The sequence below is a fragment of the Halomonas rhizosphaerae genome (assembly GCF_030012485.1).
Classification (GTDB): Bacteria; Pseudomonadota; Gammaproteobacteria; order Pseudomonadales; family Halomonadaceae; genus Halomonas; species Halomonas rhizosphaerae.
In genome coordinates this window covers 78,973-105,687 of record NZ_JASCQQ010000027.1, presented here as the reverse complement: position 1 = coordinate 105,687, position 26,715 = coordinate 78,973, and the positions used below count along the sequence as shown (strand labels likewise).

Annotated in this window: 27 protein-coding genes; 15 read left to right on the top strand and 12 right to left on the bottom strand. The window is 68.0% G+C overall.

Translation table 11 applies throughout. The annotated features are described in order from the left end of the window. The first annotated feature begins 21 nt into the window (after positions 1 to 21). Both QLQ86_RS11820 and QLQ86_RS11815 read left to right on the top strand, forming a co-directional pair. A complete protein-coding gene (locus tag QLQ86_RS11820; protein ID WP_282817218.1) occupies positions 22 to 984 on the top strand; it encodes an aldose epimerase family protein in 963 nt (320 codons plus the stop codon). After that, positions 981 to 1,964 (top strand): carbohydrate kinase family protein, encoded by a 984-nt coding sequence (locus QLQ86_RS11815; protein ID WP_282817083.1) that lies wholly within the window; start codon positions 981 to 983, stop codon positions 1,962 to 1,964. Before QLQ86_RS11820 ends, QLQ86_RS11815 begins: the two co-directional genes overlap by 4 nt. 164 nt (positions 1,965 to 2,128) lie before the next feature. Here the strand turns inward: QLQ86_RS11815 and QLQ86_RS11810 are convergent, their stop codons facing one another. From QLQ86_RS11810 to zwf, 3 genes are all read right to left on the bottom strand, one after another. Further along, positions 2,129 to 2,791 carry a bifunctional 4-hydroxy-2-oxoglutarate aldolase/2-dehydro-3-deoxy-phosphogluconate aldolase gene (locus QLQ86_RS11810; RefSeq protein WP_282734916.1) on the bottom strand — a complete coding sequence of 221 codons (663 nt, stop codon included), beginning with the start codon at positions 2,789 to 2,791 and terminating at the stop codon, positions 2,129 to 2,131. A gap of 16 nt (positions 2,792 to 2,807) precedes the next feature. Beyond that, positions 2,808 to 3,485, bottom strand: coding sequence for a 6-phosphogluconolactonase (gene pgl, locus QLQ86_RS11805; protein WP_282817082.1), 678 nt, complete (start codon positions 3,483 to 3,485; stop codon positions 2,808 to 2,810). A gap of 93 nt (positions 3,486 to 3,578) precedes the next feature. After that, on the bottom strand, positions 3,579 to 5,090 hold the full coding sequence (zwf, locus tag QLQ86_RS11800) for a glucose-6-phosphate dehydrogenase (RefSeq protein ID WP_282734918.1): 1,512 nt from the start codon (positions 5,088 to 5,090) through the stop codon (positions 3,579 to 3,581). A gap of 226 nt (positions 5,091 to 5,316) precedes the next feature. On the opposite strand from zwf, the gene QLQ86_RS11795 reads away from it, so the two are divergent. From QLQ86_RS11795 to QLQ86_RS11780, 4 genes are all read left to right on the top strand, one after another. Continuing rightward, a complete protein-coding gene (locus QLQ86_RS11795) occupies positions 5,317 to 6,189 on the top strand; it encodes a MurR/RpiR family transcriptional regulator (protein ID WP_282817081.1) in 873 nt (290 codons plus the stop codon). A gap of 73 nt (positions 6,190 to 6,262) precedes the next feature. Further along, positions 6,263 to 7,117, top strand: a complete 855-nt coding sequence (locus QLQ86_RS11790) for a putative selenate ABC transporter substrate-binding protein (RefSeq protein WP_282817080.1) — start codon at positions 6,263 to 6,265, stop codon at positions 7,115 to 7,117. After that, complete coding sequence (locus QLQ86_RS11785; protein ID WP_282817079.1) at positions 7,117 to 7,830, top strand: ATP-binding cassette domain-containing protein; 714 nt, start codon at positions 7,117 to 7,119, stop codon at positions 7,828 to 7,830. The genes QLQ86_RS11790 and QLQ86_RS11785 overlap by 1 nt, the downstream gene beginning before the upstream one ends. Further along, positions 7,827 to 9,350, top strand: coding sequence for an ABC transporter permease subunit (locus tag QLQ86_RS11780; protein ID WP_282817078.1), 1,524 nt, complete (start codon positions 7,827 to 7,829; stop codon positions 9,348 to 9,350). The genes QLQ86_RS11785 and QLQ86_RS11780 overlap by 4 nt, the downstream gene beginning before the upstream one ends. Positions 9,351 to 9,362: 12 nt before the next feature. On the opposite strand, the gene QLQ86_RS11775 is transcribed toward QLQ86_RS11780, so the two are convergent. Both QLQ86_RS11775 and QLQ86_RS11770 read right to left on the bottom strand, forming a co-directional pair. Next, entirely contained in the window at positions 9,363 to 9,725 is a 363-nt protein-coding gene (locus QLQ86_RS11775) for a RidA family protein (RefSeq protein WP_282817077.1), read from the bottom strand. Between the two features lie 24 nt (positions 9,726 to 9,749). After that, positions 9,750 to 10,115, bottom strand: coding sequence for a TraR/DksA family transcriptional regulator (locus QLQ86_RS11770; RefSeq protein WP_282817076.1), 366 nt, complete (start codon positions 10,113 to 10,115; stop codon positions 9,750 to 9,752). Positions 10,116 to 10,282: 167 nt separating this feature from the next. Here QLQ86_RS11770 and QLQ86_RS11765 point away from each other — a divergent pair, with 167 nt between their 5' ends. After that, positions 10,283 to 11,476, top strand: a complete 1,194-nt coding sequence (locus tag QLQ86_RS11765; RefSeq protein ID WP_282817075.1) for an MFS transporter — start codon at positions 10,283 to 10,285, stop codon at positions 11,474 to 11,476. A gap of 51 nt (positions 11,477 to 11,527) precedes the next feature. Here QLQ86_RS11765 and QLQ86_RS11760 read toward each other — a convergent pair whose 3' ends face one another. The 5 genes from QLQ86_RS11760 to QLQ86_RS11740 form a co-directional block, all read right to left on the bottom strand. Continuing rightward, positions 11,528 to 12,382: a universal stress protein gene (locus tag QLQ86_RS11760; RefSeq protein WP_282734926.1), complete on the bottom strand. Its 855-nt coding sequence runs from the start codon at positions 12,380 to 12,382 to the stop codon at positions 11,528 to 11,530. A 64-nt stretch (positions 12,383 to 12,446) separates the two neighbouring features. Then, the gene (locus QLQ86_RS11755) at positions 12,447 to 13,937 is read right to left on the bottom strand and encodes a SulP family inorganic anion transporter (protein ID WP_282734927.1); all 1,491 of its coding nucleotides are present in this window, start codon (positions 13,935 to 13,937) and stop codon (positions 12,447 to 12,449) included. 426 nt (positions 13,938 to 14,363) lie between these two features. Next, positions 14,364 to 15,167: a slipin family protein gene (locus QLQ86_RS11750; RefSeq protein WP_282734928.1), complete on the bottom strand. Its 804-nt coding sequence runs from the start codon at positions 15,165 to 15,167 to the stop codon at positions 14,364 to 14,366. 58 nt (positions 15,168 to 15,225) lie between these two features. After that, the gene (locus tag QLQ86_RS11745; RefSeq protein ID WP_282817074.1) at positions 15,226 to 16,722 is read right to left on the bottom strand and encodes an NfeD family protein; all 1,497 of its coding nucleotides are present in this window, start codon (positions 16,720 to 16,722) and stop codon (positions 15,226 to 15,228) included. A gap of 237 nt (positions 16,723 to 16,959) precedes the next feature. Continuing rightward, the gene (locus QLQ86_RS11740; protein ID WP_282817073.1) at positions 16,960 to 17,679 is read right to left on the bottom strand and encodes a hypothetical protein; all 720 of its coding nucleotides are present in this window, start codon (positions 17,677 to 17,679) and stop codon (positions 16,960 to 16,962) included. Positions 17,680 to 17,905: 226 nt separating this feature from the next. Between QLQ86_RS11740 and QLQ86_RS11735 the strand changes: the two genes are divergently transcribed. From QLQ86_RS11735 to QLQ86_RS11720, 4 genes are read left to right on the top strand one after another with little or no spacing between them, the layout of a single operon-like run. Then, entirely contained in the window at positions 17,906 to 19,006 is a 1,101-nt protein-coding gene (locus QLQ86_RS11735) for a phosphotransferase (protein ID WP_282817072.1), read from the top strand. 57 nt (positions 19,007 to 19,063) lie between these two features. Then, positions 19,064 to 20,281: an ABC transporter substrate-binding protein gene (locus QLQ86_RS11730; RefSeq protein ID WP_282817071.1), complete on the top strand. Its 1,218-nt coding sequence runs from the start codon at positions 19,064 to 19,066 to the stop codon at positions 20,279 to 20,281. A gap of 49 nt (positions 20,282 to 20,330) precedes the next feature. Continuing rightward, on the top strand, positions 20,331 to 22,010 hold the full coding sequence (locus QLQ86_RS11725) for an ABC transporter permease (protein WP_282734974.1): 1,680 nt from the start codon (positions 20,331 to 20,333) through the stop codon (positions 22,008 to 22,010). Further along, positions 22,007 to 22,642 (top strand): ATP-binding cassette domain-containing protein, encoded by a 636-nt coding sequence (locus QLQ86_RS11720; RefSeq protein ID WP_282734933.1) that lies wholly within the window; start codon positions 22,007 to 22,009, stop codon positions 22,640 to 22,642. Before QLQ86_RS11725 ends, QLQ86_RS11720 begins: the two co-directional genes overlap by 4 nt. A gap of 29 nt (positions 22,643 to 22,671) precedes the next feature. On the opposite strand, the gene QLQ86_RS11715 is transcribed toward QLQ86_RS11720, so the two are convergent. After that, the gene (locus tag QLQ86_RS11715) at positions 22,672 to 23,406 is read right to left on the bottom strand and encodes a C40 family peptidase (RefSeq protein WP_282734934.1); all 735 of its coding nucleotides are present in this window, start codon (positions 23,404 to 23,406) and stop codon (positions 22,672 to 22,674) included. A gap of 235 nt (positions 23,407 to 23,641) precedes the next feature. Between QLQ86_RS11715 and QLQ86_RS11710 the strand changes: the two genes are divergently transcribed. The 4 genes from QLQ86_RS11710 (at position 23,642) to QLQ86_RS11695 (ending at position 26,122) form a co-directional block, all read left to right on the top strand. Continuing rightward, positions 23,642 to 24,334 carry a TIGR04283 family arsenosugar biosynthesis glycosyltransferase gene (locus QLQ86_RS11710; RefSeq protein ID WP_282817070.1) on the top strand — a complete coding sequence of 231 codons (693 nt, stop codon included), beginning with the start codon at positions 23,642 to 23,644 and terminating at the stop codon, positions 24,332 to 24,334. Further along, positions 24,324 to 24,971 carry a TIGR04282 family arsenosugar biosynthesis glycosyltransferase gene (locus QLQ86_RS11705; protein WP_282817069.1) on the top strand — a complete coding sequence of 216 codons (648 nt, stop codon included), beginning with the start codon at positions 24,324 to 24,326 and terminating at the stop codon, positions 24,969 to 24,971. The genes QLQ86_RS11710 and QLQ86_RS11705 overlap by 11 nt, the downstream gene beginning before the upstream one ends. A gap of 372 nt (positions 24,972 to 25,343) precedes the next feature. After that, entirely contained in the window at positions 25,344 to 25,922 is a 579-nt protein-coding gene (locus QLQ86_RS11700) for a sigma-70 family RNA polymerase sigma factor (RefSeq protein ID WP_282817068.1), read from the top strand. Next, the gene (locus QLQ86_RS11695; protein WP_326521282.1) at positions 25,919 to 26,122 is read left to right on the top strand and encodes a zf-HC2 domain-containing protein; all 204 of its coding nucleotides are present in this window, start codon (positions 25,919 to 25,921) and stop codon (positions 26,120 to 26,122) included. Before QLQ86_RS11700 ends, QLQ86_RS11695 begins: the two co-directional genes overlap by 4 nt. Positions 26,123 to 26,149: 27 nt before the next feature. On the opposite strand, the gene QLQ86_RS11690 is transcribed toward QLQ86_RS11695, so the two are convergent. After that, positions 26,150 to 26,608 carry a DUF302 domain-containing protein gene (locus QLQ86_RS11690; RefSeq protein WP_282734938.1) on the bottom strand — a complete coding sequence of 153 codons (459 nt, stop codon included), beginning with the start codon at positions 26,606 to 26,608 and terminating at the stop codon, positions 26,150 to 26,152. Positions 26,609 to 26,715 lie beyond the last annotated feature (107 nt).

Below are 26,715 nucleotides of genomic sequence, written 5' to 3'. Positions count from 1 at the left end.
CTCGACGCAAGAGGCCGAATGATGATTCCACAGAGTCTGCGAACCCTGATCGACGAGACCCGCGGCCAGCGCCGTGCCGAGTGGGCCGGCCGCGAGGTGTGGCTGGCCAATGAAGCCTGGGGAGAGCTGGCGGTCTCGCTGCAGGGCGCGCAGGTCCTTCACTTCTTGCCTTTCACCGGCGCCCCGGACGGTCCGGAAGACGCGCCAACGCGAGCCAGTGCCTCAAGCCGAGGCGCGAGCCAAGAATCGCTGGTGGCCGGCGGCTGGCTATGGGTGACGCCCACGCCCCAGCCCCTGCCGGGGGCGATCCGCGGCGGCATCCCGCTGTGCTGGCCCTGGTTCGCCGACGAGAACACCGCCGACGAGTCCCCGGATCGCTCTGGCCCAATGCATGGCCCGGCGCGCAAGGCACAGTGGCGGCTGGATGCCGTGGACGAGCACGAGGAGGGCGTCGAGCTGCACCTCTCGCCCGAGGAACGCCTGCATGGCCAGCTGGTGCCGCGCGCCGTGATCCAGGCCAACGCCCGGCGCCTGCACGTGGAACTGATCACCGAGCATGTCGGGGAGACCCCGGTGAAGATCACCGGGGCCCTGCACAGCTACCTGGCCGTCGCCGATGCCTTCGCCTGCCGCATCGAGGGCCTGGCCGGCGCCACCTACCTGGACAAGCTGGCCGACTTCGCCGAGCGCGACCAGCAGGGCGAACTCGCGGTGCGCGGGGCGCTCGATCGCATCTACCGCAGCAATGCCGAGCTGTGTCTCGACGACGGCACCCGCCGCCTGAGGATCGCCCGCCAGGGCAGCGATTCCGCCGTGGTCTGGCATCCCGGCGACGCGCCCCCCGGGGACACCTCGATCGAGGCCGCCCGCCACTTCCTGTGCGTCGAGTCGGCCAACACCCGGCTCGACCCGGTGTGGCTGGTCCCCGGCGCCCAGCACCTGCTGGGCACCACCCTGAGCCGAGAGAAGGGAGCGACCCCATGACCCCCGTGATCAGCTTCGGCGAGGCCCTCGTCGACCTGCTTTCCAGCCGCCTCGGCGACACGCCGGATGGACCAGCGGATGCCCCGGAGACCTTCACCCCCTATGCCGGCGGCGCCCCCGCCAACGTGGCCGTGGCCTGCGCCCGCCTGGGCGTGCCCAGCCGCTTCCTCGGCATGCTCGGCGAGGATCACTTCGGCGACTTCCTGGTCGCCGAGCTGGCCGCCCATGGCGTGGACACCTCCGGCGTGGTGCGCACCCGCGAGGCACGCACGGCACTCGCCTTCGTCTCCCGCGATGCCGAGGGCGAGCGCACCTTCGACTTCTACCGCCCGCCGGCCGCGGACCTCCTCTATCGCCTGGAACACCTGCCCGCCGGCGTCTTCGCCGACCCGGCCATCGTGCACTTCTGCAGCAACAGCCTGACCGAGCCGGAGATCGCCGAGACCACCCTGGCCATGGCCGAGATGGCCCGCCGCGCCGGCTGCCTGGTGAGCGTGGATGCCAACCTGCGCCACAACCTCTGGGCCAGCGGCAGCGCCGACATCAGCCTGGTCACCCGGCTGCTCGATGCCGCCGACCTGCTCAAGCTCTCGACGGACGAGCTCGACGACCTGCGCGCCGACCACCCCCGGGAGGGCTGGCTGGCCGAACGTTTCGCCGCCGGGGTCAAGGTCGCGGTGATCACCGACGGCCCCGGGGAGGTGATGCTGAAGGGCGTCGGCCTGGACGAGCGGGTCACGCCGCCCCGGGTCCAGGCGGTGGATACCACGGCGGGCGGGGACGCCTTCATCGGCGGCCTGCTGGCCGAGCTCGCCGAGTTCACCGCCGACAAGGGCCTCGACGGCGACTGGCACCGCGACACGTCCTTCCTGCGGCGCGCGGTGGAGATCGCCAGTCGCTGCGGCGCCCATGCCGTGACGCGCCCGGGTGCCTATGCCGCCCTGCCGGATCGCGACGACCTGGCGCGTCTGCGCGCCTGAGACTCCTTGACACGCCGCCTTCACCCCGGGCCGGCCTTGCCGGCCCGGGGTCGTTTCATGCGTGCAAGCAAGACCATGAGCCAAAAAAGCCCCGGCGGGGCCGGGGCAAGGGACAGCAACCAGCTGTCGAGAGAGCACAGGGTTACCGAAGCAGGAAACGGGAATCAGTGGTGGAAGCGCTCCGCCGCCTCGCGGGCCAGTGAGCGGATGGCATCCCAGTCCTCGGCGTCGATCAGTGACTTCGGCGTGAGCCAGGAGCCTCCCACGCACATCACGTTCTTGAGCGCCAGGTAGTCCTCGGCGTTGTTGATGCCGATCCCGCCGGTGGGGCAGAAGCGCGCCTCGGGGATCGGGCCGGCGAAGGCCTTGAGGGCCTTGACCCCGCCGCTGGCCTCGGCCGGGAAGAACTTGAAGCGGCGATAGCCATACTGCCAGCCGGTCATCAGCTCGGAGACGGTCGCCACGCCGGGCAGCATCGGCACCGGGCTCGTGACACCGTAGCGATAGAGCGCCTCGGTCGTGCCGGGCGTCACCACAAAATCGGCGCCCACCTCCTCGGCCTGGCGGTACTGGGCCGGCGTCAGCACGGTGCCCACGCCGATGCTGGCCTGGGGCAGCGCCTCCTTGATGCGCTTGATCGCCTCGAGGGCACAGTCGGTGCGCAGGGTGATCTCCAGGACGGTCAGGCCGCCCTCGAAGAGGGCGCGGGCCAGGGGCACGGCATCCTCGATGCGTTGGATGGCCAGCACCGGGATTACCTCGGCCTTGAGGCAGATGCTGTCCAGTTCGGTGGTGCGGGTCGAGGGCAGCTGCTTGTCGATGCTCATGATGGTCTCCAGAGACTCAGGGGGCCCAGTAGGTGGCCAGCGGGCAGGCCAGGAAGGCGCGGATCGGCAGTTCGCGGACGTCGTCGCCGGACAGCGCCCGGGCCAGCACGGCACGCTTGTCGCCACCGGTGATATGCAGCACGTGGCGGCGAGCCTGGTGCAGGCGGTCGGCGCTCAGGGTGATGCGCGGCTGGGGCTGGCTGGGGGTCCGCACCGCCACCGCCGGGGCATCGGTGGTCAGCGCCAGGTCGAGTTCGCGGCTGTCGGGGAACAGCGAGGCGGTGTGGCCGTCACCCCCCATGCCCAGGATCACCACGCTGGCCGGCCAGGCCAGCCCGGCGATCCGATGAGCCACTGTTTCCACGCCCTGCTCGGGGGTGGCATCGGCGGTGGTCAGCGGCACGAAGGTGGCGGCGGCGGCCGGTCCCTGCAGCAGGTGGGCGCGCACCAGGCGGGCATTGCTGTCGACGGCATCCTCGGTCACCCAGCGCTCGTCGGCGAGCGTCACCTGGACGCGTTCCCAGGGCAGGTCGCAGGCCGCCAGGGCCGCGAAGAAGGGCACCGGCGTGGAGCCGCCGGAGACCACCAGCAGGGCGTTGTCCTGATGGGCCAGGTCGACCCGCAGGGCCTCGGCCACGGCCTCGGCCAGCTGCCGGGAAAGCTGCTCACGGGGCGACGGTGTCGTGTCGGTCATCTCAGTAGTCCTCATACCAGCTGCGGCCGTCCTGGGTGATCATGGCGGTCGTGAGAGAGCCGCCACCGGGCCCAGGGGGCCGCTCGGCGTGCCTCAGTAGTCTTCATACCAGCTGCGCCCATCCTGGGTGATCATGGCGATGGAGGCCACGGGCCCCCAGGAACCGGCCGGATAGCGCCGGGGCGGCTCGTCGCGGTCGTCCCAGGCGGCGACCAGGCTGTCGCACCACTGCCAGGCATGCTCGACCTCGTCGCGACGCACGAAGAGGTACTGCTGGCCCTTCATGACCTCGAGCAGCAGTCGCTCGTAGGCGTCCGGGATGCGGGTCTTGGGGAAGGCGCTGTTGAAGTCCAGGTGCAGCGGGCCGCGGCGCAGGCGCATGCCCTTGTCCAGGCCGCTGTCCTTGGTCAGCACCTCCAGCGCGATGCCCTCCTCCGGCTGCAGGCGAATCACCAGCTTGTTGGCGGCCAGCCCCCGCTGGTCGGGGTCGAAGATGTAGTGCGGCTGCTGCCGAAAATGGATGATGATCTGCGAGAGCTTCTCCGGCATCCGCTTGCCGGTGCGCAGATAGAAGGGCACGCCGGCCCAGCGCCAGTTGGCCACACCGGTCTTCATGGCCACGAAGGTCTCGGTGTGGCTCTCGGTATTGGCCCCCTCCTCCTCCAGGTAGCCCGGCACGGCCTGGCCATCCGTGGTACCGGCCATGTACTGGCCACGCACCACGTCGCGACCCAGCATGTCATCGGTGAAGGGCCTGAGTGCCTTGAGCACCTTGACCTTCTCGTCGCGGATGGCATCGGCATCCAGGTTGGCCGGCGGGTCCATGGCGATCAGGCAGACCAGCTGCAGCAGGTGGTTCTGCACCATGTCGCGCAGCTGTCCGGCCTCGTCGAAGTAGCCCCAGCGCCCCTCGATGCCGACCTTCTCGGCCACGGTGATCTCCACGTGGGAGATATGGTTCTGGTTCCACTGGGTGCCGAACAGCGGGTTGGCGAAACGCAGCGCAATGAGGTTCTGTACCGTTTCCTTGCCCAGATAGTGATCGATGCGATAAACCCGGGACTCGGGGAAGACCGCGCCGATGGCATCATTGATCTCGGCGGAGGAGTCGAGGTCGAAGCCGATGGGCTTCTCGACCACCACCCGGCTCTGTTCGTCGAGGCTGCCGCTGGCCTCCAGGTGACGGCAGATATCGCCGTAGATCTTGGCACCCACCGAGAGGTAGACCACCATGGGGCGCAGCAGGCCCTGCTGGCGCCACTCGCGAATGGCGCCATAGCCCTCGGGCCTGGTGAAGTCGAGCTGCAAGTAGTCCAGGCGGGCCAGGAAACGCTTGAGCACGGCCCGATCGAGCTCCTCGGCCTTGACGTGGGTCTTGAGCGACATCTCGACCCTGGCCTGGAAGGCCTCGCGGTCGAGCTCCTGGCGCGCCAATCCCAGCAGGCGAGTATTGGCGTCCAGCAGGCCCTCGCGGTCGAGCTGGTAGAGCGCCGGATAGAGCTTGCGCTGGGCCAGGTCGCCCAGGGCACCGAACAGTGCCAGGTCGATTTCCGTGCTGCCGGCGTCGGTGGGCTTGGCCTCGCCGGCTCGATTGCGTTGTTTCATGTCCGCCCCATCTGGTTAACTTACCTAAAAATAGCGCACGAAGGGCAAGCCTTGCAAACAATTTATGTAAGTTTACAACAAACACAGCGCCCTTAGCGGGCCTGCCCTGAAGGACCTTTGCGCGCGGCTCTGCATAGCCAGCATAATGTAGTTAAATCACCACATCACCCATGTTTCACCCCCGCGCCGCCGATGGCGCCCCGTCGTCAGGGAGACTTCACTGCTCATGGTCCGACACGATCTGCTCGACCGCATCCGACGGCAGCTCGACGAGCTCAATCGATCCGAACGCAAGGTGGCCGACGTCATCCTGGCCGACCCGACATCGGCCACCAGCATGAGCATCGCCACCCTGGCCCAGCTGGCCTCGGTCAGCGAACCCACGGTCAACCGCTTCTGTCGCAGCTTTGCCGCCAAGGGCTACCCGGACTTCAAGATCAAGCTGGCCCAGAGCCTGGCCGGCGGCACCCCCTACGTCAGCCAGGCGGTGGAACCCGGCGACTCCGCTGCCGAATACACCAACAAGATCTTCGGGGCCACCATCGCCGCCCTGGACCTGGCCCGCCGCGAGGTGACCCCGGAGCGCATCGAGCGCGTCGTCGACTACCTGATCCAGGCCAGGCAGCTGCACTTCTTCGGCCTGGGGGCCTCCGGTGCGGTGGCCCAGGATGCCCAGCACAAATTCTTCCGCTTCAACCTGCCGGTCACCGCCTATGTGGACGTGCTGATGCAGCGCATGGTGGCGGCCGCCTGCCACACCGGCGATGTAGTGGTGGTGCTCTCCTGGACCGGACGCACCCGGGATCTGGTGGACATCGCGCGACTGGCGCGGGAGAACGGCGCCGTGGTGCTCGGCATCACCGCACCGGATTCGCCGCTGGCCGCCGAGTGCACCGAGACCCTTGAGGTGGCCACCCCGGAGGACACCGACTACTACATGCCCATGACCTCGCGGATGATCCAGCTGGCGCTGATCGATGTCCTGGCCACCGGGGTGACCCTGCGCCGCGGCGAGGACTTCCTGCCCCACCTCAAGAAGATCAAGGACAGCCTTAAGCCGACACGCTACCCCGCCGGCGGGCGCGACGACCAGCCCTGAGGCGCCACCCGACTTGCCAGGCCGGCGCCGAGCCACAACAATGGCCAGCCTATCGTCCACTCCGGAGACCGAGATGCGCTGGCTCGCCACTTCCACCGTTGCCCTGGCCCTGTTCGCCCAGGGCGTCGCCGCCGACACCTTCCGCTTTACTGCCATTCCCGACGAGGACCAGTCGCGGCTGGTCGAGCGCTTCTCCAAGGTTGCCGACTACCTGGAGGGGCGCCTCGACGTGGAGGTGGAGTACGTCCCGGTCAAGTCCTATGGCGCCACGGTCACCGCCTTCCGCAACGACCAGGTCCAGCTTGCCTGGTTCGGCGGCCTCTCCGGCGTCCAGGCGCGCCGCCTGGTGCCGGGCTCCATCGCCCTGGCCCAGGGCAGCGAGGATGCCGAGTTCAGGAGCTACCTCATCGCCCACCGCTCGACAGGCCTTGAGCGGGCCGACGAGGTGCCCGACACCCTCGAGGGCATGAGCCTGACCTTCGGCTCGCGCACCTCCACCTCGGGGCGCCTGATGCCGGAGCACTTCCTGCGCCAGCGCTTCGGCGAGGCGCCGGACGAGCTGTTCTCGCGGGTCGGCTACTCCGGTGACCACTCGCGCACCATCGCCCTGGTGGAAGCCGGCACCTGGGACCTGGGGGCGGTCAACTTCAGCGTCTGGGAGGCCGCGGTGCAGGACGGTCGGGTGGATACCGACAAGGTCGCGGTGATCTGGGCCACCCCGCCCTACCCGGACTACAACTGGACCCTGCGCGGCGATGTCGATGCGCGGTTCGGCAAGGGCTTCACCGAGCAGGTCCGCGCGGCCCTGCTGGAGATGGACGACCCCGAGCTGCTGGCGAGCTTCCCCCGCGAGGGCTTCATCCCCGCCGACAACGCCCTCTACGCCCCCATCGAGGACGTCGCGGAAGAGCTCGGCCTGCTGCGCTGATGGGCGAGCCGCGCGACCTGCTGCTCTCGCTGACCGGCGTCGACCTGGGCCATGGCGACCGGGTGGTGCTGCCGGGACTGCACCTCGGCCTGCGCCGCGGCGAGCGGGTCGCCCTGCTCGGTCCCAGCGGGGCCGGCAAGTCCACCCTGCTCGGCGCCCTGCGCCGGCAGCTGGGCGACACCGCCGCCTGGTGTCCCCAGCAGCATGGCCTGGTGCCTCAGCTTGCGGTCTATCACAACATCTACATGGGGCGGCTGGCCGAGCACTCGGCGCTGGCCAACCTGTGGAACCTGGTGTGCCCGCTGGCCGGGCCCTGGCGCCAGGTCGCCGAGCTCTGCGATGCCCTGGGCCTGGCCGGGCTGATGCGCCGCCCGGTCGAGCAGCTCTCCGGCGGCCAGCGCCAGCGCGTCGCCATCGCGCGGGCCCTCTACCAGCAGCGGGCGCTGTTCCTCGGGGACGAGCCGGTGGCCAGCGTCGACCCCCACCAGGCGCTGCGCCTGCTGGCGCTGATCGAGGCGCGCCACGCTACCGCGGTGATCGCCCTCCACCAGCGGGAGCTGGCCCTCAGCCACTTCGACCGGGTGTGGGGCCTGCGTGACGGCCGGCTGGTGATCGACGCCCCCGCCCGCGAGCTCAGCCTGGCGGACCTGGACGGCCTCTACCCCGATGCCGATGGCCTGCCCCGCGAGGCCGCCTACCGAGACCGACCATGACCCTGGCCGACCGTCGCACGCGGGAGCCCCGGCCGGGCTGGCTGGCCGGGCAGAGCGGCGGCGTGCGCCTGGCCCGCCACAGCCTGACCCTGGTGGCACTGGCGGTGGTGCTGGTGCCCTTCGCCGACCTCTCGATCCTGACCCGCGACCCCTGGGCAGAGCTGGCGCGCATGGCCCGGGGGCTGGCCTGGCCCGCCTGGGGGGCACTGGAATCACCGCTGGAGGCGCTGGGCCTGACGGTCGCCGTGGCCCTGTGGGGAACGCTGGGCGGGATGGTGCTGGGCTTCCCCCTGGCCCTGCTGTTCGCCCGCTCGCGGCTGGTCCGCGCCGGCTGTGCCTTCGTGCGGGCGATCCACGAGCTGTTCTGGGCACTGCTCTTCCTGCAGGTGTTCGGCCTCTCGGCCGCCACGGCCCTGATGGCCCTGGCGATCCCCTATGCCGGCATCTTCGCCAAGGTCTATGCCGAGACCCTCGAGCAGATACCGGGCGCCCCGCGTGATGCCCTGCCCTCGGGAGTGACCCGGCTGTCGCGCTTCGTCTATGCCGAACTGCCGCTGGCCTGGACCCGGCTTGCCGCCTACACCCGCTATCGCTTCGAGTGCGCGCTGCGCGCCAGCGTGCTGCTGGGCTTCGTCGGCCTGCCGACCCTGGGCTTCCAGCTCGAGACTGCCTTCCGCGAGGGGCGCTACCACGAGGCCGGGGCCCTGCTGTGGCTCTTCTACCTCTTGATCGCCAGCCTGCCCTGGTGGGGCCACCGGCGGCTGATGCCGCTGCTGGCCCTCGGCGGGGCCTTGCTGCTGGGCCCCTGGCCGGCGCTGGAGGGTGGACTGCTGTGGCGCTTCGTTAGCCAGGACATCTGGCCCCCGGCGCTGCTCGAAGGCGACTGGCGAGGACTCATCGACTGGCTGGCCCGCATCCCCGACCTGGGCCCGGCCATCGGCAACACCCTGCTGCTCGGCCTGCTGGGCAGCGTGGGCGCGCTACTGGTCGCCTTGGCACTCTGGCCGCTGGCCTGCCGCCACTTCGGCAACCCGGCGACCCGGCTGGCCGGGCGAGGCCTGTTGATCTTCCTGCGCTCGACGCCCGAGCTGATGCTGGCCTTCTTCTTCCTGCTGCTGCTGGGGCCGTCGCTGCTGCCCGCCTGGCTGGCGCTGGCGCTGCACAATGGCGCGCTGATCGCCTTCCTGGTGGCACGCCATGCCGATGCCATCACCCCGGGCATGCCGGGGGTGAACGCCTCGGGCCGGCTGGCCTACGAACTGCTGCCGCGGCTCTATCCGGGCATGCTGGCGCTGCTCTACTACCGCGCCGAGGTGATCCTGCGCGAGACGGCCATCCTGGGGATGCTGGGGGTAGCCACCCTGGGCTACTACATCGACGCGAACTTCGAGTACCTGCTGTTCGACGTGGCCTTCTTCCTGCTGCTGATCACTGCGGCACTCAACATCGCCGTGGACGCCCTCTCGCGACGGCTGCGCCCAAGGGAGACCGCCATCATCGACGACCCCTGTCAGCGCTAGCCTCCGCTCCGGCTAGCGGCCCGGCACCAGGGCAGTGACGGTGATCTCCACCTTCAACTCGTCGGCGGGCATGGGCGCGCAGACGCAGGTGCGGGCCGGGGCATGACCGGTCGGCACCCAGGCATCCCAGACGGCGTTCATGGCGGCAAAGTCATGGCTGTCCTTGAGGTAGATGGTCGCCGAGAGCAGCTGCTCGCGGTCGGAACCGATCTCGGCGAGCAGGCCATCGAGGCGCTTCAGCATGCTCTCGGTCTGCTCGGTGATGTCGCCGTGGCGAGCCTCGGGTCCCGCGACCTGGCCACATAGCCAGGCCATGCCATTGTGGATCACCGCGCGGCTCATGCGCGCCTTGGTGTCGTGTCGCTCGATGCTCATCGTGGTCGCTCTCCGTTGGTCAGGTTACCGCCGCGTCACGCGCGCGCGTCTCTCGGCGCAATCGATGCACTTCAGCACCAAGGGATCGCCTTCCAGGCGCCTGGCGCCGATCCATTCACCGCACTCGATGCACTCGCCAAACTCGCCCTTCTCGATGCGCGAGAGGGCCCCCGTGATGCGACGCAGGGCCAGCTGGCGACGCTGCTCCTCGGCCTTGGCCATGGCCTGCCCCTGCAGGGCATCCATCCGCGACAGTCGCCCCACCGAGGTCTGGTCCAGCATCACGGTGTCGCGGGATTCGCGGCTGGCATCGCTCTGCTCGAGCAACTCGGCGCGCAGCGCATGCAACCGCCTCACCACGGCGTCCATATCCAGCTCAGGATGATTCATCACCGCCTCCTCTTCCGGGAACGTCGGATCAGCTGGCACGCCATGCGTCAGCGTTCAGCTGTTACCCTAGGACGCTTTCGGCCGCTCGGCCTCGGGGGTTCCATCTTGCCACTGCGGCCCTGCGGCCGCACGTCCGTCAGGCCTGTCACGACACACCGGAGGTCACCATGGGTTACCGCACCCTGCTGCGGGATCATCGCGGGCTGCTGGGCATCGCCTTCCTGGCGATGTTCTCCTCGAGCCTGGGCCAGAGCTTCTTCATCGGCCTCTTCCAGGCGCCGATCTCCGAGCGGCTGGGCCTCACCGCCGGCCAGTTCGGCACCGCCTATGCCCTGGTCACCCTGATGGCCGGCTTCGCCATGCTGCGCTTCGGCCCGGTCATCGACTGGGTGGCGCCGCGGCGCTTCGCGCTGGTGGTGCTCGGCACCCTGTTCGGCGGAGTGGCGCTGCTCACCCTCTCGCCCTGGTGGATCACCGGGCTACTGGGGCTGGGCCTGGTGCGCCTGTGCGGCCAGGGGATGATGACCCACCTGGGCAACACCCTCGCCGGCCGCGAGTTCGTCAGCCTGCGCGGCCGCGCCCTGGGCCTGGTCGGCATGGGCATCATGCTGGGCGAGACACTGTTGCCACCGCTGATGGCGGCCCTGCTGGTCTGGCTGGGCTGGCGGCAGCTGTGGTGGCTGTTCGTGCTGGTGCTGGCGGTCCTCTGGGTGCCGCTGCTGCTGCGCGGCCCCTGGCCGAAGGCCCCGGGCAGGCGACCCGACCGGACCCGGCGCCAGGACGGTCCACGCCCCTTTCGCGAGCGGCGGTTCTGGCAGCTGCTGCCGCTGCTGATGATCCTGCCGGTGACGATGACCGGGCTCTTCATCTACCAGGCACGCATGACCGAGGACCTGGGCAGTACGCTGGGCGTCTATGCCCTGGCCCTGACCGGCATGGGACTGGCCAAGCTGCCCGGCGCCCTGCTGGGTGGGCGCTGGGTCGACCGACTGGGGCCGGTACGCCTGGCCAGGCTCTACCTGCTGCCCTTCGGCCTGGCCCTGATCGTGGCCATCAGCGTCGGCGGCCATACCGGCGTCTGGGCGTTGATGGTAGGCGGGGGGCTCGCCATGGGGGCCCAGGAGTCCATCGCCACCAGCCTGCTGGTGCGCCTGTGGGGCGCCGAGCACCTGGGCACGGTGCGCGCCACCCTGAGCGCCGCCATGGTCTTTTCCACCGGCATCGCCCCGGCGCTGCTGGGCATGGCGCTGGACCTAGGCGCCTCCTTCTCCCTGGTCCTGGTCGGCATGCTGGCGTTGCTGGTCATCGGCTGGGCGCTAGCCCAGGGCGTGCTGGCGAGCCCCGAGGCCCGGGGGGCCTGACGCGACGACGCCGGCCCGGAGGCCGGCGTCGTTTCCCACAGGCGAAGGCGATCAGCGCAGCAGCAGCACCGGGCCCTTGGCCTTGCGCAGCATGGAGGTGGTGGTGCTGCCCACCAGCAGGTGGCGGATGCGAGAGTGGCCGTAGGCCCCCATCACCAGCAGGTCGATGCCCTGCTCCTCCTGGTAGCCGTGAAGGGTGGCCTCCACCTCCCCGGCGCGGATGGCGCCCTCGGCCTCGTGACCTGCATCACGCAGCATCTTCAGCGCCCAGTCGAGCTGGGAGCGGTTGTCACCGGTCTCGGCACCGACGATCACCACGTGCACCGGGATACCGTCGAACAACGGGCTCTTGGCCAGCATCTCCACCCCCTTGCGGGTGGTCTTGCTGCCGTCGAAGGCGAGCATGACCTTCTCGGGCGTCATGAAGGCATCGGGCACCATCAGGATCGGCCGGTGCAGGGTGCGCACTACCCGCTCCAGATTGGAGCCCAGATGGTCGCTGGCCTGATGCGCTCCTTCGCCCCGCTTGCCCATCACCAGCAGGCGGATCTCGTCCTGCAACTCCTCGAGGGTCTCCACCAGGGTACCGTTGCGCTGGCGGCCGGCGGGCTCGGCCACGCCATCCTCGATGGCCCGCTCACGGGCCGCCTTGAGCATCAGCCGGCCCTGCTCCTGAGCCACCTTGGCCCGCTGCTCGTCCAGGTGGGAGAGCTCCTCGAGCAGGTGCTCCCGGGCCCCGAGCCCGATATTGCCGGAAAGGTCCGCCTCCGCGGTCTGGGGGTGGTTGTCCACCACGTGCAGGAAGGTCAGCGGGGCACCCAGCGCCAGGCTGGCCCAGGCGGCGTAGTCGCACACTCCTTCCGAGAACTTCGAGCCGTCGATGGCGGCCATCACCTGTTCTGTCATCGTCTTGTCCTGAAGCTGGCGTGTATGGTCATCTCTTCACGTTCTACATCATCCGTCCGGCGGGTCAATGGCCGCCCATCAGCTTCTCGACGGCCTCGGGGTCGTCATGCACCGCGTAGCGGTCGACGATGGTGGCGCTTGCCTCGTTGAGGCCGATCATTTCCACCTCGGTGCCCTCACGGCGGAACTTGATCACGATGCGGTCCAGCGCCTGGACGGCGGTGATGTCCCAGAAGTGGGCGCGTGACAGGTCGATGGTGACCTTCTCCACCGTCTCCTTGAAGTCGAAGGCATTGCCGAAGCGCTCGGAGGAAGCAAAGAACACCTGGCCCACCACCTTGTAGACCCGCGCGGTGCCCTCGTCGGTTTCCTCGCTGCCGATGTAGAGGATGTTGCCCACCTTGTTGGCGAAGTTCATGGCGGCGAGCAGCACGCCGACGAAGACGCCGATGGCCAGGTTGTGGGTACCCACGGTCACCACCACGGTGGCCACCATCACCATGTTGGTGCTCATCGGGTGCTTCTTGAGGTCCTTGATGGAGCTCCAGCTGAAGGTGCCGATGGAGACCATGATCATCACCGCCACCAGGGCCGCCATGGGGATCTGGGAAACCCAGTCGGCCAGGAACACCACCATCAGCAGCAGCGCCACACCGGCGATCAGGGTCGACATGCGACGGCGACCGCCGGACTTGATGTTGATCACCGACTGACCAATCATCGCGCAGCCCGCCATGCCACCAAGCAGCCCGGCGCCGATGTTGGCGATGCCCTGGCCCTTGCACTCGCGGTTCTTGTCGCTCCGGGTATCGGTCAGGTCATCGATGATGGTGGCGGTCATCATCGACTCCAGCAGGCCGACCACGGTCAGCATCAGCGAGTAGGGCAGGATGATCATCAGCGTCTCGAGGTTGAGCGGTACCTCGGGCCACAGGAAGACCGGCAGGCTGTCGGGCAGCTCGCCCATGTCGCCCACGCTACGGATCTCCATGCCGGTCAGCAGGTAGACGGCGGTGAGCACCACGATGCACACCAGCGGCGAGGGAATGGCCTTGCCGATCACCGGCACATAGGGGAAGCCGTAGATGATCGCCAGGCCGGCCAGGGTCATGGCGTAGACGTGCCAGGTCACGCCGGTCAGTTCCGGCAACTGGGCCATGAAGATCAGGATCGCCAGGGCGTTGACGAAGCCGGTGACCACCGAGCGCGAGACGAAGCGCATGAGGTCGGCGAGCCTGAGATACCCCGCGATGATCTGCAGCACACCGGTGAGCAGGGTGGCGGCCAGCAGATACTCCAGGCCATGCTCCTTGACCAGGGTGATCATCAGCAGCGCCATGGCGCCGGTGGCCGCGGAGATCATGCCGGAGCGCCCGCCGGTGAAGGCGATGATCACGCAGATCGCGAAGGAGGCGTAGAGGCCCACCTTGGGGTCGACGCCGGCGATGATGGAGAAGGCGATGGCCTCGGGGATCAGCGCCAGGGCCACGACGATACCCGCCAAGGTGTCGCCCTTGAGGTTGGAGAACCAACTCAGTTTCATTTTTTCGTACATGCTGCGGTCCAGTCAGGGGGTGTGGAGAGCCGTGAGGCGTCGAGCTCCTGTCGTTTACATGCCCTCCCCGGCACCCTAGTCGGGCGCTGTTGCCGATGGCGGACTCAGGAGAAGGCGGAAATCGCAAGCAGAGTGGCGCACAGGGGCGCCCGGGACATCAGCGTGATGTCGAGCGATGACGCACCGATGACGGTGGGATCGCCGGGAGGTAGGAAGGGGTGCGCTAGGGCGGCGTGGCCAGCCCTGCCAGGGGAGTCATCATGTTCTGCGGGTTCCCTTGCTCTTTATCAAGGATGCACCATCAGACGAAAGTCCAACGGGTGCGTACGACAAGAGCGCTGGATTCTAGCAGAACATATGCTGCGGTGCATTCCGGCGCGCGGTCGCCAAGGGATGCCACGACCGCCAGGCCGTGGCAGGGCGTGATCAGGAGGCGTCGGTATCGTCCGGCGTGGCTCCGCCAGTACGGGCCCTGGCCGCGGGTGAGGCCTTCATCTGCCGGAAGGCTTCCACCAGATCGATAGGCAGCGGCACCACGATAGTCGAGGCGTTCTTGTTGCTCATGTCGCTCATGGTCTGCAGGTAGCGCAACTGCAGCGCGGCGGAGTTCTCTGACATCACGTTGGCCGCCTCGACAAGCTTCTTGGAGGCCTGCAGCTCACCCTCCGCGTGGATCACCTTGGCGCGTCGCTCGCGCTCGGCCTCGGCCTGGCGCGCGATGGCGCGGATCATGCTCTCGTCGAGGTCGACGTGCTTGATCTCCACGTTGGCCACCTTGATGCCCCAGCTCTCGGCGGAACTGTCGATGATCTCCTGGATGTCGTCGTTGAGCTTGTCGCGCTCGGAGAGCATCTCGTCGAGGTCATGCTTGCCGAGCACCGAGCGCAGCGTGGTCTGGGCCAGCTGGCTGGTGGCATTGACGAAGTTCTCCACCTGGATGATCGCCTTCTCCGGGTCCACCACCCGGAAGTAGAGCACCGCATTGACCTTGACGGTGACGTTGTCCTGGGAGATGACGTCCTGCTCGGGCACGTCCATGGTGATCACCCGCAGGTCGACCACCTCCATCTTCTGGATGCCGGGAATGATGATCAACAGGCCCGGCCCCTTTACCGCCTGGAAGCGGCCGAGGAAGAACACCACCCCGCGCTTGTATTCGGGCAGGATACGGATCGACGCTGCCAGCAGCATGAGCAGCAGGACGACCGGAACGAGATAGGAAATCCACATGGCTTGCTCTCCTTCGATGTGTCCGGCGATGGCTGGCGCCGGAGATCTTGCCAGCGTCTCATGACGAGGCGTCGAGCGGCTCCACCTCCAGGGTCAGGCCGTCGACCGCCGTCACGCGTACCGCCTGACCCCGGGTCAGCGGCCGCGTACTGCGGGCATTCCAGCGCTCCCCCATCAGCCGCACATGGCCTTGTCCCGCGAAATCCTCGAGTGCCTTGGCCTCGCTGCCGACGAGCTCTTCCTGACCGGTCCGGGGCACGCGACGGCGCAGCCCGATGAAGCGGGTCATCACCCACAGCATCAGACCCGCCGCCAGCAGGGCGATGCCGCCGATCATCGGCAGCGAGATGTTCAGGTTGTCCGCGTCCATCAGCATCACCGATCCGATCACGAAGGCGACGATGCCGCCTATCCCGAGAATGCCGAAACTGGGCATCAGTGCCTCGCCCACGATCAGCCCCAGCCCCACCAGGATCAGCGCCAGGCCGGCATAGTTGACCGGCAGTACCTGGAAGGCGAACAGCGCCAGCAACAGCGAGATGATGCCGATGGTCCCCGGCACCAGGCTGCCCGGATTGGACAGCTCGAAGATCAGCCCGTAGAAGCCGATGATCATCAGGAAGTAGGCGACATTGGGATTGGTGATCACGGCCAGCAGCTTGGTCCGCCAGTCCGGATCGAAGCGCTCGACGGCAAGATCGGCGGTCGCCAGGGTACGCTCGCCGTCCTCCATCACCACCGTGCGCCCGTCGATCTGGGTCAGTAAATCTTCCAGGCCAGTGGCCACCACGTCGATGACGTTCTGTTCCAGGGCCTCCCGGTCGGTAAGGTTGACCGCCTCGCGCACGGCCTGCTCCGCCCAGTCGGCATTGCGACCGTGGCGCTCGGCGAGCGAGCGGATATAGGCCACCGCGTCCTCCAGCACCTTGCGCTCCATGGCCGTCTCGCCACGCCGTCGGTCGTCGCCGCCGGCCTCTTCGCTGGTCTCGCCTTCGCTGGCGGGCGCTTCGCCATCGGCGTTCCCCTCGTTTCCCGTCGCCGGCTCGTCGGTATCCTCGGCCTCCTGTGCCCGGGCGTCGCCCTCTCCACCGTCATCGTCATCGCCGAGTCCAGGCAGGCCACCGCCGCCGATCTGCACCGGAGTCGCCGAGCCGAGATGGGTGGCCGGCGCCATGGCCGCCACGTGGCTGGCGTAGAGCAGGTAGGTCCCGGCGCTGGCCGCCCGGGCACCCGCCGGCGAGACATAGATGGCCACCGGCACGCTGGAGGTGAGCATGGCGCGGATCATCGAACGCATCGAGGCATCGAGGCCGCCGGGTGTGTCCATCTCCACCACGACCAGCTCGGCATCGCGCTCCTCGGCGAGTTCCAGGCCACGCTGGAAATAGTCGCTGATGGCCGGCCCGATGGCATCGTCGACCGTCATCACCAGAGCGATTCGCTCGCCCTGCTGCGCTTGCACCTGCCAGGCTAGCAGCGCACCGAGCGCCAGACACAGCAGGCTTACCAGCATCAGGATGCGCCCGGCCATGCCCCTGCGATCTGGATTCGTCATCTCGTGCTCGCCCTCCAGTGCCTTTCCCTGAGAACCTCATCGGGGAGCAGTGGTTCAGTCTTTACCGATATCAGCGTAGGCAGTGGACCCGGAGGCGACAACAGCCTGCCTCCAGTCGAAGGGGTTGAGGTGGCTTCATCGCAGTCAGCCGATGTCGGGCCCGCCAGCTGGCGGACCCGGGGACGATGGCAGAGTGCAGAGGGAAGAGATGAGGGCGTTCAGCGCCGCAAGCCGGGCTCAGAGGTCATGCGGTTCGCCGGCAACGCGCTTCTGCACCTCCACCATGTAGGCCGCCAGAGACGTCAGCTCCTCGCTGCCCCACTCGAGAGGCTCGGCCGCCATCGGCGCCACCATGCAGATCTGCACCATCTCGTCGGCGTGCACTTCCGACATCCCGAACTGGTTGGCGGCCATCGCCACCTGATGGGGGAAGGGTTGCTCGAATGTCGAGTTGTAGCCCATGTCCTGACCGTCACTGCCGTGGCAGCTCGCGCAGGCAAGGCCGTTGCTGCTCAGGGAGGTGTCGTAATAGAGCTCCTCGCCGCGAGCCAGCATTTCCTGGGGATTGTCGCCGGTCTCGCTATAGGCCGGCGAATACCCCTCGGGCCTGGCCACTGCGGCGCTGGCGCCGCCCTCGGATTCTCCTTCCGCCTCACCTTCGGCTTCTCCTTCCGCTTCTCCTTCCGCTTCACCCTCTGCCTCGGCCTCGCCTTCTGCCTCGCCCTGGGCGTCTCCCTCGGCTTCGCCCTGCGCCTCGGCGGCCCCCTCTGCATGGTTGCTGGCCAGCACCAGGGACGCATCGGAGGGCGAGGCAACGTCGGCAACGGCCGCGTCATCGCCTGCGGAGGCGTGAAGGACGGCACCCCCCGCCACCAGGGCGAGCAGCGGGGCCGTGTAGGTCAGTTGCCGATTCAGACGGCCCAGGAGCTTGCGGCGTTTATCGTCATGCTGTGACATATTGTTCACCTTCGCTTGTGTCCATCCAGGAGATATCCGGAGCCCTCGCTCCACCGTTACCCCACAACGGTTCCCCTATGTCGATGTCGATGTCCCAGGCTTACAGCCTGCCGACATGCAGCAGGCCATCGGGGGCTGCCGGGGAAGACGCCCCCGGTATGTAAGGAAAACCTTGCGCCGCACGACCATCCATCACCGACCGCCACAACATCACCCGAGGAGCGTCATGCCGGATATTGCTGTTCGCCCCGCTTCGCCACAGGCCCGACCGGACCTCTGCCATCCCCTGGCAGTGGCCCTGCGCCACGGCGGTCATGACGCGGACATTCAGGCCATGTACCCGATGGCCGATACGGGTCTTGCCCATCACCATGTGTGGCTCGAGCGGGAACAGATCGACTGGGTGGCGCGACTACCCAAGCAGAGCCAGATGCGACTCGACCCCGCCGCCAACCTCGACTACCAGGCGGCCTGCTTTGACCGGGCCAGCCAGGGCGGCCATGCCCCCTCCCTTCACGGCATCCTCCCACCCGGCCCGGCGCTGCCCCGTGGCGGGCTGCTGGTCAGTGCCATCCGCGGTCGCCCGGCGAGGCTCCCGGATGACCTTCCCGACATCGCCGAGGCGCTGGCCAGCTTCCATGTACTGGACGTGCCCGATGCCGAGGCACGCCCGCCACTGCTGTCACCCGCCGACCCCTGGGCGGCGATGCTCGAGGAGGTCAGGGATCAGGCCCGCTTCCTCGACCAGGCCGGACTGGATGCCGACGCCCGAGGGCTGATCGAGGCCGAGCTGGCCGCCCTGCCGGAACGCCTGCCTCCCGGGCCTGGCGCCGAGCCCCGACTGATCAGTTTCGATGCCCATCCCGGCAACTTCCTGGTCACCGAGTCCGGACGCGCGGTGCTGGTGGACCTGGAGAAATGCCGCTACGGCCTGGCGGGCTTCGACCTGGCTCACGCCAGCCTCTACACCTCCACCACCTGGGACCTGCAGAGCCGCGCCGAACTGCTCCCCGCCGAGGTGGCCGCCTTCTACCGTCACTGGATCGCCGCCACGGGCTTCGACGGAGAGGCCGCCACGCTGCTGGCAAGCCGGCGGGCCATGTGGCTCTGGTCGCTGACCTGGTGCGCGAAGTGGCGAGCCAGTAACCTTCGCTCCCGGGACGCCCATGCCCGCGGCGAGGACTGGTCCGCCGAGCTGAGCGACGATGCCCTGATCGCCCACGTCCGCGACCGGGTCGACCACTACCTTTCCGGGGCCGTGATCGAACATGTGCGGCAAGAGAGTCGCGTGCTGGCACGCCTGCTCTCTGCCCCTGCTGACGATTGAACCGTGCCCTCTCGACCGACCCTTCACGCTGTCTCCCCAGAAAAGAGGAACCCTGCGATGCGCGCTCCTTTCCCCCGGCTCGCCGCCCTTCTGCCGGCACTGCTGCTCACGTCCACGGGCCTCGCGGCCGCGCCCGACCCGTCGGACTGGGAGGCCGTGCTCGACGAGGCGCGCAGCCAGACGGTCTACTGGTATGCCTGGGCCGGTGAGCAGCGCACCAACGACTATATCGACTGGGTCGCCGGGCGGGTCGAGGAGCAGTTCGATATCGAACTCACCCACGTCAAGGTCGGCGACACCGCGGAGGCGGTTTCCCGGGTGCTGGCGGAAAAGCAGGCCGACAACCATGACGACGGCAATGTCGACCTGATCTGGATCAATGGCGAGAACTTCGCCACCATGAAGGCCAACGACCTGCTGTTCGGTCCCTTCGCCGAGGCGCTGCCGAACTTCGCACTCACCCACCCCGAGCACAATCCCGAAGTGGTCACCGACTTCACCCTGCCCACCGAGGGGTACGAGTCCCCCTGGGGCCGGGCACAGATCACCTTCTACTACGACAGCGACGAGGTCGCGGCGCCCCCGCAGGATATCCAGGCCCTGCTGGAATGGGCCGAGGCCAACCCCGGGCGCTTCACCTACCCGCGGATTCCCGACTTCACTGGCAGCACCTTCCTGAAGCAGGCCCTGATCGCTCTGACCGACGAGGACGACGCGCTCTACGCACCGGTCGACGAGAGCGACTTCGCGGCCATCACTGCCCCGCTGTGGGAGTATCTTGACGCGCTCCACCCCCACCTGTGGCGCAGCGGTCGACAGTTCCCTGCCACCGGGCCCGAGATGCGCAGCCTGATGGGCGACGGTGAACTGGCGATGGCCTTCACCTTCACCCCCTCGGAGCCGGCGGCGGCGGTCGCCGACTTCGAACTGCCGCCCAGCACGCGCAGCTATGTACCCCAGGACGGCACCCTGGGCAACGTGCACTTCGTGGCCATCCCCTTCAACTCGCCCCACAAGGCCGGCGCCATGGTGGTCGCCGACTTCCTCCTCTCGCCCGAGGCCCAGGCACACAAGCAGGACCTTGCCGTCTGGGGGGATCGCACCGTGCTCGACGTGGCCCGCCTCGATGACGACAGCCGGGCCCTGTTCACCCTGGACGAGCGCAACCCGGCGATGCTGCCCGCTGGCGCCCTGCAGCAGACCCTGCCCGAGCCGCACCCCAGCTGGATGACGGCCCTGCAGGATGCCTGGCAGGCCCGCTACATCGGCAACTGATGGCGAGACACCGCGACCCGACTGCTCCCGCGACGAGGCCCGCTCGATGATGCTGCGCCTGGCCCCCGTGCTGCTCGTCGCGCTGCTGGTCGCCCCGATCCTGGCCGGCCTGGGCATGGCCCTGCTGCCGGCCTTCGGCTACCTGCCGGCCCTGGGCGGGGATAGCCTGTCGCTCGCCCCCTGGCGGGCCCTGTTCGCCGAGCCCGGCATCTGGCGCTCGGCCACCATCAGCCTTGCCAGCGGATTGCTCGCTACCGCCATCTCGCTGGCGGTGGTCTTGCTCTACCTGGCCGCCGCGACCGGCAGCCGGCTCGACCGCTGGATCCGGCGACTGGTCTCGCCGCTGCTCTCCATTCCCCATGCCGCCGCGGCCTTCGGCCTGGCCTTCCTGATCGCCCCCTCGGGGCTGGTCGCGCGACTCGCCTCGCCAGGGCTGACCGGCTGGGAGCGTCCACCGGACCTGCTGATCGTCCAGGATCCCTGGGGGCTCTCCCTGATCGCGGGGCTGGTGATCAAGGAGATTCCCTTCCTGCTGCTGATGAGCCTGGCGGCCCTGCCCCAGCTCGACCCCGAACGGCGCGTCGCCATGGCCCGCTCGCTGGGCTACCGCCCGACCCTGGCCTGGTGGAAGGTGGTCGCCCCGTCGCTCTACCCGCTGATCCGCCTGCCGGTCTACGCGGTGATCGCCTACGCCTCGTCGGTGGTGGATGTGGCGATGATCCTCGGCCCCACCCTGCCACCGACGCTGGCCGTCTCGATCCTCGGCTGGTTCAGCGACCCCGACCTCGACAAGCGCTTCCTGGCCTCGGCCGGCGCGATCCTGCAGCTCGGCGTCACCGCCACGGCACTGGCGATCTGGTGGGGACTGGAGCGGCTCGTGGCCAGGCTGATGGGCGGCTGGATCGCCCGCGGCGGACGGCGCCGGGGCGAGACGGGGCTGCATGTCGCCGGCAAGCTGTGGATCCTGCTGGCCACGGTGATCGCCTTCTTCGGCATCGCCGGCCTGGCGATCCACTCCGTGGCGGGCTTCTGGCGCTTCCCCGACGCCCTGCCGGGAAGTTTCACCGCCGCACACTGGGCCCGGGTCCTGCCCTCGCTGGCCGGGCCGGTCGCCTCGACGGCGCTGATCGCCCTGTGCGCGACGCTGCTCGCCATGGTCCTGGCCCTGGCGGCACTGGAAAACGAGCAGCGGACCGGCCGACACCCCTCGCGGGCCCTGTGGCTGCTCTACCTGCCGCTGATCGTCCCGCAGATCGCCTTCCTGTTCGGCCTGGCGGTGGTGATGGAACAGCTCGGCACCCGACCGACCCTCGCCCTGGTCGCCTTCGGCCACCTGCTGTTCGTGCTGCCCTACGTCTTCCTCTCGCTTTCGGAGGCCTATCGGCGCTTCGACCCGCGCTGGTCTCGGCTGGCGCTGACGCTGGGCGCCTCGTGCAACGGTGCCTTCTGGCGCGTGCGTCTGCCGATGCTGCTGGCCCCGATCCTCACCGCCCTGGCCGTGGGGCTGGCGGTCAGCATCGGCCAGTATCTGCCCACCCAGCTGCTGGGGGGAGGACGGGTGACCACCGTCACCACCGAGGCCGTCTCGCTGGCCGCCGGCGGCAACCGCCGGGTGATCGGCGTCTGGGCACTGGTTCAGGCCTGTCTGCCCCTGGCGGGTTTCATCCTCGCCGTCGGCCTGCCCAGGTTGCTATGGTCGAGGCGGCGCGGCATGCAAGGAGCCCCATGAACGCCACCCATCGACTCGAACTTCGTGATATCTGCATCCAGCTGGGCGACCAGGTCCTGGTGGAGCTCGATGCCGAGATCGGCCCCGGCGAGGTCCTCACCGTCATGGGACCCTCCGGCTCGGGCAAGTCGACCCTGCTCGCCTATCTCGCCGGCTTCCTGGCGCCCGAGTTCCGGGCCGGAGGCCAGGTGCTGCTCGACGGCCACGACATCAGCGGCCTGCCGGCCGAGCGGCGCGGCATCGGCCTGCTGTTCCAGGATCCGCTGCTCTTCCCCCACCTCTCGGTAGCCGGCAACCTGCGCTTCGGCATGCCCAGGGACAGTACCGACAAGGCCGCGCGGGTCGACAAGGCCCTGGCAAACATCGGCCTCGCCGGGTTCGGCGACCGGGACCCGGCCACCCTCTCCGGCGGCCAGAAGGCCCGGGTGGCGCTGATGCGCCTGCTGCTGTCGGCCCCCTGTGCGGTGCTGCTCGACGAACCCTTCTCGAAGCTCGACACCCACCTGCGCCATGAGATGCGCCGGCTGGTGTTCGACCGCCTGCGCGAGGCCGGCCTGCCCAGCCTGCTGGTGACTCACGATGGTGAAGACGCCGAGGATGCCGGTGGGCGGGTGATCGAACTGTCCCACTGAGCCTCTTGGCCCCCTGACCCGAGACGGGCTCAGGCCGGTTCCTGCCAGTGCAGCTCGTGGGGGTCGAAGCCCCCTACCAGCCCGGGCTTGACGACCTCGAACCAGGGGGAAAGATCGAAATCGCGGGGGGTGAACAGCGTATGGTGGCGGCGCTGGAACACCCTCGCCTCGCCCGCAACGGTGATCGGTAGGATCGGATAGCGAATCGACTGGAAGGCCTCGGCGATCAGGGTCGAACAGATGGCCCGGGTCGGATCGCCGCTGCCCAGCCCGAGCATGTGCCGTCGCCAGGGCGTGGGCACGGGGGGCAAGGGCAGCAGGTAACGGGCCAGGTCGAGGATGTTGCGCAGGTCGTAGCGGTGACCCACGCGCCCGCAGGCAAAGGCGATCAACCGCTCGAGGTCCTGACGCCCCAGGCCTACCGGCCGGCAGATGCGCAGCGGATAGCCCTCGAACTCATCGAATCCCACCACACGCACCCCCTCCGCCAGGTCGGCCTCGACAAAACCGCCGCCCCGGACCGAGGCTGCCGACCCCGCACAGCCGCCCTCGCCGACATAGAGGGCGGCATGGGACCAGGTGGACTGCGTCAGGTACTTGATCACCGTGCTGATCCTCGAGGAGCCCTCGACCAGCAAAACATCACCGGGCTCGAGACATGCCTGCACGCCCTCGTCGACGGGTAACTGGGGGCTGAGCCAGGGTCTGGGGCAGGAGAGCCAGCACCCGAGGCCATAACCACAGCGTTCAAGCATGTTGGACATCGATGGGGCCCTCCGGCGACTCAGGAGATGGATGACGCCAGGGCGAGCCACCAGGCGTGAAGAAGCCTCATGACCTGCCCTTCTCTTGTCCCCGGCATCGGCGGCTCTGCGTTTCTGTCGTATCGTCGGAAGACGCCTTACAGGAGCGGCAGCCACCGCCATCTTGTAAGGCCGAGGCGGATGATCCGACCCAAGGCATCACAGCACCGATACGCGCATCAGGAGGACCGTCGGCATGCCGGAAACGCCGAGGCTCAGCATCATCATCCCGACACTGGACGAAGCGGCCACCATCGAGGAGTTGCTGACCCGTCTGACGCCCTGGGAGGCCGACGGCGTCGAGATACTGGTCGTGGACGGGGGCAGCCTCGACGATACGGTGAGCCGGGCCTGCCCCCTGGCAACAAGGGTACTGCGTCGAGCGTCTGGCCGAGCCCGACAGATGAATGCCGGGGCTCGCGAGGCCCGCGGACGACACCTGCTGTTCCTGCATGCCGATACGCGACTCCCCCCGCGCGCCGACCTGTCGATCGCGTCGGCCCTGTCAGGCCAGTGCGTGTGGGGCCGCTTCGATGTCCGTCTGGAAGGGAGGCATCCGCTGCTGCCCGTGATCGCCGGCGCCATGAACCTGCGCTCACGCCTGACGGGCATCGCCACCGGCGACCAGGGGCTGTTCATGACCCGGGAGGCCTTCGACGCCGCGGGCGGCTTTCCCGACCAGCCGCTGATGGAGGACATCGAGATGTCGCGGCGACTCAAGCGGCAATCGCCGCCGGCCTGCCTGCGCGCCAGGGTGACGACCTCGGGACGGCGTTGGGCGCGAGAGGGTGTCTGGCGGACCCTGCTGCTGATGTGGCGACTGCGCTGGCGCTACTGGCGGGGGGCGTCGGCGGATGTCCTGGCCCGGGAATATCGCCATGTCCGCTGACACCCGCGGCCAGGCGCCCCTGGCGATACTCGCCAAGGCTCCGATTCCGGGACAGGTGAAGACGCGCCTGATGCCGGCCCTGGGCGCCGAGGGCGCCTGCCGGCTGCACGAGCGGCTGCTGCGGCATGCGGTGGGCACTGCCCTCGCGGCGACCTCGCCGCAACGCATCACCATGTGGACGGCACTGGATCATGCCCACCCCATGTTCCAGGAACTGGCCGACCGGCATGGCATCAGGCTTCGTGCTCAGCCCGAGGGCGACCTGGGAGAGCGTATGTACCACGCCCTTCAGGCCATGGACGCGCCGGGAGTGCTGATCGGCAGCGACTGTCCGGCGCTCACCCCTGCGCTGCTCAAGCGCTGCCAGGCGGCCCTGACGGACGCCGACGCCGTCTTCCTGCCGGTGGAGGATGGCGGCTATGCGCTGGTCGGGGTCCGACGAGCCGACCACCGCCTCTTCGCCGCCATCGACTGGGGCACGAACCGCGTCATGGCACAGACGCGCGATCGCGCCGATGAGCTGGACTGGCGGCTGGTATGTCCCGCCCGCCTCTGGGATGTGGACAGGCCCGAGGACCTCGATCGGCTGGTGAATCATCCCCACCTGATCTCGATGACCGGCGGCCGTTATCGATGACCCGGCATGCCGGACCCATCACCCATGGTCGGGAATAAGCCTGATCATCTCCACATCATCTCCTACGTCGATGGAAGGAAACCTCCTGACATAAGAAACAAAGGACATCGATCACTCAAGGAGTAACGGATCATTCCTGTCAACCACATACTTGCCACCAAGCATCGAAAACCCGACATTCTTTACAAGGAAAATCAGCAGGATTCCTGACGACAGTGACGCCAGTTTTCCTGTCGGAAACCTTGCGATTCCTGTAAGGAAAGCCTGACTTGAACGACTCACCCGGGAGATCCTGTACCCTGGCTGACACCAGCTGCTAGACTTTGCCTGAATCCGGTCCAAGCATCAGCATAGGGAACGAGGGACTCATAGATGAACGAAAAAGAAGATAGGCTACAGAGACTTACAGCTGTCAGGCCACGACTGGTCTCCTTCGCCCTCATGCACTTGCGTGATCGAAGCCAGGCCGAGGACGCCGTACAGGAGGCAATGATGTCGGCCATCGAAAAGAATGAAAGCTTTGCCGGACGATCCGGTTACGAGACCTGGGTCTTCGGCATCCTCAAATACAAGATCCTCGATGCTATGCGCGTACAGAAGCGTCATGGACGCTGGCAGCCCCTCGAGGATGAGGACGACGACGACGCCATCGACCGACAATTCCAGCAGAATGGCCGCTGGCAGGAGAGTGCTCGCCCTTCCAGTTGGGGTGAGCCCGAGGCAGCTTTCGAGACCGAGCACTTCTGGCAGGTCTTCGATGCCTGCATGATCGCCCTGCCGGAAAACGCCGCCAGGGTGTTTTCCCTGCGCGAGCTGATGGGGCTCTCCACCGACGATATCTGCCGGGAGCTGGACATCAAGGAGAACAACTGCTGGGTGATACTGCATCGCGCCCGGCTGCGACTCAGGGCCTGCATCGAAAAGGGCTGGCTTAAGGAGGAAACGGCATGATGATGTGCAAGGAAGCGACCCGCCTGATGTCTCTCAAGCAGGACCGCCCTCTCACCTTCCAGGAACGGGTATCCCTGAGGTTACACCTTTCCATGTGCGGCGCCTGCCGAGAGTGTGACAGACAGTTCACGCTGCTTCATGAGGCCGGCAGGCGATTCGGCCCGGAACTTGACCCCGAGCGGGACGATCACGGGCACTGAGGCCCGTCAATCTTTCACAGTCTGGCCTCACTGGCCTGCGGCAGCGTTTGCCACGCCCTCCAGTACACCGGCGACCTTGTCCAGAGGCAGGTCGCACTCCTCCAGTGAATGGCGCTCGGCCAGGTAGTGTGGCGAATTCCACTCCAGCCTGACGCCCTCGTCGGTCTCCCGCACCACCATCTTTTGGGGCAGGTCCAGCGCCATGCTTCCCTGGCACTGCATCATCGGCGTACCCACCTGCGGATTTCCGAAGATGAAGGTACGGGTCGCCGGCAACGAGAGCCCCACGCCCTCCGCATTGGCGGTGTGATCGACAACGGTCATCAGGGTCAGTCCCTTGTCCTCGATGGCCTCACGAAGCCGCTCCTCGACACGCTCGATATCGTCGCTCGACTGCAGGTGCATCACCCCATGCTCTTCCGCCTGCACCACCAGCGGTACAGCCACGAACATGGCAATGGCCGTCCAGATCAGCGTCTTGCGCATGGAATCTCCTCACTTTCAGCGAATGTCCTCTCAGGATGGCCAAGACCCCCGCACAAGGCAAGAAACCCGGGCCTGAGGGATCAGGTCCGGGGTCAGTTGCTCTAGGG

Excerpts from the sequence above, each read along its gene's own strand:
- QLQ86_RS11820 (WP_282817218.1), top strand. The coding sequence starts at position 22 with ATGATTCCACAGAGTCTGCGAACCCTGATCGACGAGACCCGCGGCCAG.
- QLQ86_RS11815 (WP_282817083.1), top strand. The coding sequence starts at position 981 with ATGACCCCCGTGATCAGCTTCGGCGAGGCCCTCGTCGACCTGCTTTCC.
- QLQ86_RS11810 (WP_282734916.1), bottom strand. The coding sequence starts at position 2,791 with ATGAGCATCGACAAGCAGCTGCCCTCGACCCGCACCACCGAACTGGAC.
- pgl (WP_282817082.1), bottom strand. The coding sequence starts at position 3,485 with ATGACCGACACGACACCGTCGCCCCGTGAGCAGCTTTCCCGGCAGCTG.
- zwf (WP_282734918.1), bottom strand. The coding sequence starts at position 5,090 with ATGAAACAACGCAATCGAGCCGGCGAGGCCAAGCCCACCGACGCCGGC.
- QLQ86_RS11795 (WP_282817081.1), top strand. The coding sequence starts at position 5,317 with ATGGTCCGACACGATCTGCTCGACCGCATCCGACGGCAGCTCGACGAG.
- QLQ86_RS11790 (WP_282817080.1), top strand. The coding sequence starts at position 6,263 with ATGCGCTGGCTCGCCACTTCCACCGTTGCCCTGGCCCTGTTCGCCCAG.
- QLQ86_RS11785 (WP_282817079.1), top strand. The coding sequence starts at position 7,117 with ATGGGCGAGCCGCGCGACCTGCTGCTCTCGCTGACCGGCGTCGACCTG.
- QLQ86_RS11780 (WP_282817078.1), top strand. The coding sequence starts at position 7,827 with ATGACCCTGGCCGACCGTCGCACGCGGGAGCCCCGGCCGGGCTGGCTG.
- QLQ86_RS11775 (WP_282817077.1), bottom strand. The coding sequence starts at position 9,725 with ATGAGCATCGAGCGACACGACACCAAGGCGCGCATGAGCCGCGCGGTG.
- QLQ86_RS11770 (WP_282817076.1), bottom strand. The coding sequence starts at position 10,115 with ATGAATCATCCTGAGCTGGATATGGACGCCGTGGTGAGGCGGTTGCAT.
- QLQ86_RS11765 (WP_282817075.1), top strand. The coding sequence starts at position 10,283 with ATGGGTTACCGCACCCTGCTGCGGGATCATCGCGGGCTGCTGGGCATC.
- QLQ86_RS11760 (WP_282734926.1), bottom strand. The coding sequence starts at position 12,382 with ATGACAGAACAGGTGATGGCCGCCATCGACGGCTCGAAGTTCTCGGAA.
- QLQ86_RS11755 (WP_282734927.1), bottom strand. The coding sequence starts at position 13,937 with ATGTACGAAAAAATGAAACTGAGTTGGTTCTCCAACCTCAAGGGCGAC.
- QLQ86_RS11750 (WP_282734928.1), bottom strand. The coding sequence starts at position 15,167 with ATGTGGATTTCCTATCTCGTTCCGGTCGTCCTGCTGCTCATGCTGCTG.
- QLQ86_RS11745 (WP_282817074.1), bottom strand. The coding sequence starts at position 16,722 with ATGACGAATCCAGATCGCAGGGGCATGGCCGGGCGCATCCTGATGCTG.
- QLQ86_RS11740 (WP_282817073.1), bottom strand. The coding sequence starts at position 17,679 with ATGTCACAGCATGACGATAAACGCCGCAAGCTCCTGGGCCGTCTGAAT.
- QLQ86_RS11735 (WP_282817072.1), top strand. The coding sequence starts at position 17,906 with ATGCCGGATATTGCTGTTCGCCCCGCTTCGCCACAGGCCCGACCGGAC.
- QLQ86_RS11730 (WP_282817071.1), top strand. The coding sequence starts at position 19,064 with ATGCGCGCTCCTTTCCCCCGGCTCGCCGCCCTTCTGCCGGCACTGCTG.
- QLQ86_RS11725 (WP_282734974.1), top strand. The coding sequence starts at position 20,331 with ATGCTGCGCCTGGCCCCCGTGCTGCTCGTCGCGCTGCTGGTCGCCCCG.
- QLQ86_RS11720 (WP_282734933.1), top strand. The coding sequence starts at position 22,007 with ATGAACGCCACCCATCGACTCGAACTTCGTGATATCTGCATCCAGCTG.
- QLQ86_RS11715 (WP_282734934.1), bottom strand. The coding sequence starts at position 23,406 with ATGTCCAACATGCTTGAACGCTGTGGTTATGGCCTCGGGTGCTGGCTC.
- QLQ86_RS11710 (WP_282817070.1), top strand. The coding sequence starts at position 23,642 with ATGCCGGAAACGCCGAGGCTCAGCATCATCATCCCGACACTGGACGAA.
- QLQ86_RS11705 (WP_282817069.1), top strand. The coding sequence starts at position 24,324 with ATGTCCGCTGACACCCGCGGCCAGGCGCCCCTGGCGATACTCGCCAAG.
- QLQ86_RS11700 (WP_282817068.1), top strand. The coding sequence starts at position 25,344 with ATGAACGAAAAAGAAGATAGGCTACAGAGACTTACAGCTGTCAGGCCA.
- QLQ86_RS11695 (WP_326521282.1), top strand. The coding sequence starts at position 25,919 with ATGATGATGTGCAAGGAAGCGACCCGCCTGATGTCTCTCAAGCAGGAC.
- QLQ86_RS11690 (WP_282734938.1), bottom strand. The coding sequence starts at position 26,608 with ATGCGCAAGACGCTGATCTGGACGGCCATTGCCATGTTCGTGGCTGTA.